The sequence below is a fragment of the Acidovorax sp. HMWF018 genome (assembly GCF_003061035.1).
GTDB classification, from domain to species: Bacteria; Pseudomonadota; Gammaproteobacteria; order Burkholderiales; family Burkholderiaceae_C; genus Acidovorax; species Acidovorax delafieldii.
Window position 1 is genome coordinate 1 of sequence record NZ_QAIM01000040.1, and the last position, 5,243, is coordinate 5,243.

At 68.1% G+C, this 5,243-nt stretch carries 4 protein-coding genes; all 4 read left to right on the forward strand.

The features are described 5' to 3' along the window. Positions 1–1,868, forward strand: a 1,868-nt coding sequence (locus DBR23_RS01140) for a feruloyl-CoA synthase (RefSeq protein WP_233250216.1), incomplete at its 5' end; no start/stop codon positions are given. Positions 1,869–1,896: 28 nt separating this feature from the next. Next, on the forward strand, positions 1,897–2,661 hold the full coding sequence (locus DBR23_RS01145) for an SDR family NAD(P)-dependent oxidoreductase (protein ID WP_099731539.1): 765 nt from the start codon (positions 1,897–1,899) through the stop codon (positions 2,659–2,661). A gap of 98 nt (positions 2,662–2,759) precedes the next feature. Continuing rightward, the gene (locus DBR23_RS01150) at positions 2,760–3,749 is read left to right on the forward strand and encodes a Bug family tripartite tricarboxylate transporter substrate binding protein (protein WP_056057208.1); all 990 of its coding nucleotides are present in this window, start codon (positions 2,760–2,762) and stop codon (positions 3,747–3,749) included. Between the two features lie 122 nt (positions 3,750–3,871). Beyond that, the coding region (locus DBR23_RS01155) for an acyl-CoA dehydrogenase family protein (RefSeq protein WP_108497029.1) at positions 3,872–5,243 on the forward strand (1,372 nt) is incomplete at its 3' end.

Sequence of the window (5,243 nt, forward strand, 5' to 3'; positions counted from 1 at the left end):
TCTCCACCCCCCTCGCCCCGGCCCGCTACCGCCCCGTGACCTTCGGCGTGACCCGCGTCAGCCTGCGTGACGGTGCACCGGGCGTGCGTTACCTGCAGGCGGACCTGCCCCTGGGCGCCTTTGCGCGCCGCGTGACGGACTACCTGGTGCACTGGGCGGAGACCACGCCCGACCACAGCTTTCTGGCACGCCGCGAACAGCTGCCCGGAGGCAAAACGGGTGACTGGCAGCATGTGAGCTACGCCCAGGCGCTCGACGCCGCGCGCAGCATCGGCCAGGCCCTGCTGGACCGGGGCCTGAACGCAGAGCGCCCGGTGGTGGTGCTGAGCGAGAACACCGTCGAACACGCGCTGCTGGCGCTGGGCTGCATCTACGCCGGTGTGCCCTACTGCCCCGTGTCGCCCGCCTACGCCACCGTGAGCCAGGACTACGACAAGCTGCGCCACGTCATCGACACCCTCACCCCCGGCCTGGTGTTTGCCGCCGACGGCGCACGCTACGGCAAGGCCATCGCAGCCACCGTGGCGGCCGATGTCGAAGTGATCCTGGCCCAGGGCGCGCTGGAGGGCCGCAAGGCGGGCACCTTCCAGAGCCTGCGCCACACCACCGCCACCCCGGCGGTGGACGCGGCCATGCACGCCACCGGCCCCGGCACCATCGTGAAGTTCCTGTTCACCAGCGGCTCCACCAAGATGCCCAAGCCGGTCATCAACACCCAGCGCATGTGGTGCGCCAACCTGCAGCAGATCTCGCTGTCGCTGCCGGTGCTGGCCGAGGCCCCGCCCGTGCTGGTGGACTGGCTGCCGTGGAACCACACCTTCGGCAGCAACCACAACTTCGGCCTCGCGATGATGCATGGCGGCACGCTGTACATCGACGACGGCAAGCCGACGGCCGCACTGATTGGCGAGACCCTGCGCAACCTGCGCGAGATCGCACCCACGGTGTACTTCAACGTGCCCACCGGCTTTGAAATGATTGCCGAGGCCATGAAGACCGACGCCCAGCTGCGCGCCAACCTGCTGTCGCGCGTGCGCCTGTTCTTCTACTCGGGCGCCGGCCTGGCCCAGCCCGTGTGGGACAGCCTGCACGCCACACAAGAGGCCGCCATTGGCGAGCGCATCGTGATGTGCACGGGCCTGGGGATGACGGAATCCGCCCCCTCGGCCATGTTCTGCAATAGCCCCGACGTGCGCTCCGGCCACATCGGCGCGCCCGTGCCCGGCATGGTGCTCAAGCTGGTGGAGGTGGACGGCAAGACCGAGGTGCGCTACCGCGGCCCCAACGTCACGCCCGGCTACTGGCGCTCCGACGCCGCCACGCGCGACGCGTTTGACGACGAAGGCTACCTGTGCACCGGCGACGCCGTGAAGTGGATCGACGAGAACAACATCCACCGGGGCCTGGCTTTTGACGGCCGCATTGCCGAGGACTTCAAGCTCTCCACCGGCACCTTCGTGAGCGTGGGCCCCATGCGCGCCAAGATCATCGTGGCGGGCGCACCCTACATCCAGGACGTGGTGCTCACCGGCCTGAACATGAAGGAAGTGGGCGCCCTGCTGTTCCCTTCCCCCGCCTGCCGCGAAGTCGCCGGCCTGGGCCCGGACGCCCCCTGGGCCGACGTGGTGGCTCACCCCGCCGTGCGCCAGCGCATCGAGGCGGTGCTGGACGGGCTGGCCCGCGAAGCCACCGGCAGCGCCAGCCGCGTGGCCCGCGCGCTGCTGATGGCCGAGCCGCCCTCCATCGACAAGGGCGAGATCACCGACAAGGGCTCCGTCAACCAGCGTGCCGTGCTCAAGCACCGCGATGCGCTCGTCACGGCCTTGCACGACAACACGGCACCGGGCATCCTCAAGCCCGGCGCCTGAACCCCACCCCGAACAGGACAGACCCACCATGCAGATTCAAGGACAAGCCGCCCTCGTGACCGGCGGCGCATCGGGCCTCGGCGAGGCCACCGCACGCGAACTGGCCCGCCTGGGCGCCAAGGTGGCCGTGCTCGACCGCAATGCCGAGTTGGCCGAAAAGGTCGCCGCCGACATTGGCGGCGTCGCGTGCCCCTGCGACATCACCGACGCCGCCAGCGTGACCGCCGCGCTGGAGAAGGCTGCCGCCGCCCACGGCCCCGCCCGCATCCTCATGAACGTGGCCGGCATTGGCAGCGCCAAGCGCGTGGTGCAACGCGACGGCAGCGCCGCCCCGCTCGAAGACTTTGTGCGCGTCATCAACATCAACCTCATCGGCAGCTACAACGTGAGCCGCCTGTTTGCCGCCGCCTGCAGCAAGCTGCCCGTGCTGGACAACGGCGAGCGCGGCGTGATGATGTTCACCGCATCCGTCGCCGCCTTTGATGGCCAGGTGGGCCAGCAGGCCTACAGCGCCTCCAAGGCGGGTCTGGCCGGCATGACACTGCCCATGGCGCGCGACCTGGCGCAGCACGCCATCCGCGTGTGCACCGTCGCGCCCGGCCTGTTTGCCACGCCGCTGATGAAAGAGCTGCCCGAGGCCGTGCAACAGTCGCTGGCGGCCAGCATCCCCTTCCCGCCACGCCTGGGCAAACCCGAAGAGTTTGCCGAGCTGGCTTGCCATATCGTGACCAACGGCCACCTGAACGGCGAAGTCATTCGCCTGGATGGCGCCCTGCGCATGGCGCCCCGGTAAACGATCAGCGCCACACATCAGTAAATAACAAGAGGGCGCGAAAGCGCTCCAGCTTGACCCCCGAGATTTCCGTCAGACACACACCAGGAGACATCAGCATGACCACCACCCGCCGTCAATTCGTTCAGGCCCTTGGCGCCAGCGCCGCGCTGGGCGCCTTCCACCCCTTTGCCGCCCATGCCCAGGTGGACCAGGTGAAGGTGTACTTCGGCTTCCCCGCCGGCAGCTCGGGCGACACCGTGGCGCGCCGTGTGGCCGAGAAGTGGGCTGGCAGCGCGTTCAGCAAGAACCCTGGCGTGGTGGAAAACAAGCCCGGCGCGGGCGGCCGCATTGCGCTGGAGACGCTCAAAGCTGCGCCCGCAGACGGCTCGGTGCTGGCCGTGGCGCAGGTATCGGCCCTGGCCAACTACCCGCACATCTACAGCAAGATGAACTACACCGACAAGGACTTCGCGCCCGTGTCGATCGCAGCCATCATGCACCACGGCTTGGCTGTGGGCCCCATGGTGCCCGCCAGCGTGAAGAACGTGAAGGACTTCCTGGCCTGGGCCAAGGCCAACCCCAAGGACGCCAGCTACGGCTCGCCCGGCGCGGGCTCCACGCCCCACTTCCTGGGTGCGCTGCTGGGCATCAACAGCGGTGTGGACCTGCGCCACGTGCCCTACCGTGGCTCTATCCCTGGTGTGACGGACGTGGTGGGCGGCCAGGTGGCTGCCATGGTCACGCCGCACGGTGACTTCATCGCCAACTACAAGGCCGGCAAGCTGCGCATCCTGGCCACCTCGGGCCCCAAGCGCTCCATCTACGTGCCGGATGTGCCCACGTTTGCCGAACAGGGCTTCCCTGAGCTGACCACTGAAGAATGGTTTGGCTTCTACGCCCCGGCCGCCACGCCCAAGCCGGTGATTGCCGCTGCCAACGCCGCCATCAACGCCGCGCTGAAGGAAAAGTCGGTCATCGACAGCCTGGCCATCGTGGGCCTGATGCCCCATGGCTCCACCCCTGAAGAACAGGCCCGCTGGCAAAAGGCCGAGTACGACAGCTGGGGCCCGCTGATCAAGAAGATCGGCTTCACCGCAGAGTCCTGATCCCTCCTGCGCCGCAGGTCCGGACTGACCCCAGTCCGGGCCGCCGCATGGCAAAAAATAGAAGAAACAGCCGCTAGCGCCCAACCATCAAGCGCAAACAGCTACTAATAAGAGAGCAAACCATGCAAGCCCGCCAGACCCTTGCCGACATCCAGCACCTGCTGACCACCGTGCTGAAGGCGCCCACGCGCTGGCAGGGCCTGGCGCCGTTTGCGGATACCGACGGCGACCTGGCGGCCCAGGTGCTCGACGAGGCGGCCAAGTTTGTGGACAGCGCCATCGCCCCGCTGCAGCGCAGCGGCGACGAAGAAGGCTGCCGCTTTGACGGTGGACGCGTGCACACACCCGCAGGTTTTCGCGATGCGTACCAGGCCTTCTGGCAGGCGGGCTGGCCGTCGCTGTCTTGCGCGCCCGACGATGGCGGCCAGGGCCTGCCTGCGGTGCTGGAGTGTGTGCTGTTTGAATGGCTGGCCGGTGCCAACCACGGCTGGACCATGGCGCCCGGCCTGCTGCACGGCGCGTACGAATGCATCAAGCACCACGCCAGCGACGAACTCAAGGCGCAGTACCTGGAGAAGGTCGCCACTGGCGAATGGCTGGCCACCATGTGCCTGACCGAAGCCCACGCAGGCAGCGACCTGGGCATGGTGCGCACACGCGGCGTGCCCCAGCCCGACGGCAGCGCCCGGGTGAACGGCAGCAAGATTTTCATCTCCGGCGGCGAACACGACCTGACGGACAACATCGTGCACCTGGTGCTGGCACGCCTGCCCGATGCACCGGCGGGACCCAAGGGCCTGTCGCTGTTCCTGGTGCCCAAGGTGCTTCAGGATGGAACACGCAACGCCGTGGTCTGCGAACGCATCGAAGAAAAGATGGGCCTGCACGGCAGCCCCACCTGCGTGATGCGCTTTGACGACGCCACTGGCTGGCTGGTGGGCGAGCCGAACAAGGGCCTGAACGCCATGTTCGTGATGATGAACGCCGCCCGCCTGCACGTGGGCCTGCAAGGCATTGGCCTGCTGGAAGCCGCGTGGCAAAAGGCCAGCGCCTACGCCGCAGAGCGCCGCCAGATGCGCGCGCCCGGCGCCAAGGACACCAGCCTCATTCAAGACCACCCCGCCATCCGCCGCATCCTGCACACACAGCGCGCCTGGATCGACGGCGGCCGCGTGCTGGCCTACCACACGGCCCTGCAGCTCGATGTGGCCAAGCACAGCACCGACGCGGGTGAACGCGCCGCTGCGCAGCGCTGGTGCGCGCTGGTCACGCCCGTGCTCAAGGCTGCACTCACCGACCAGGCCTTTCACGGCGCCAGCGCCTGCCTGCAGGTGTTTGGCGGCCACGGCTATGTGCGTGAATGGGGCATCGAGCAGATCGTGCGCGACGCGCGCGTGTCCATGATCTACGAGGGCACCAACGAGATCCAGGCCATCGACCTGCTGGTGCGCAAGGTGCTGGCCGATGGTGGCCAGGGCCTGGCAACGCTGCTGA

Bases quoted from the DNA above. Each gene is read 5' to 3' on its own strand.
- DBR23_RS01145 (WP_099731539.1), top strand. From the start codon at position 1,897: ATGCAGATTCAAGGACAAGCCGCCCTCGTGACCGGCGGCGCATCGGGC.
- DBR23_RS01150 (WP_056057208.1), top strand. From the start codon at position 2,760: ATGACCACCACCCGCCGTCAATTCGTTCAGGCCCTTGGCGCCAGCGCC.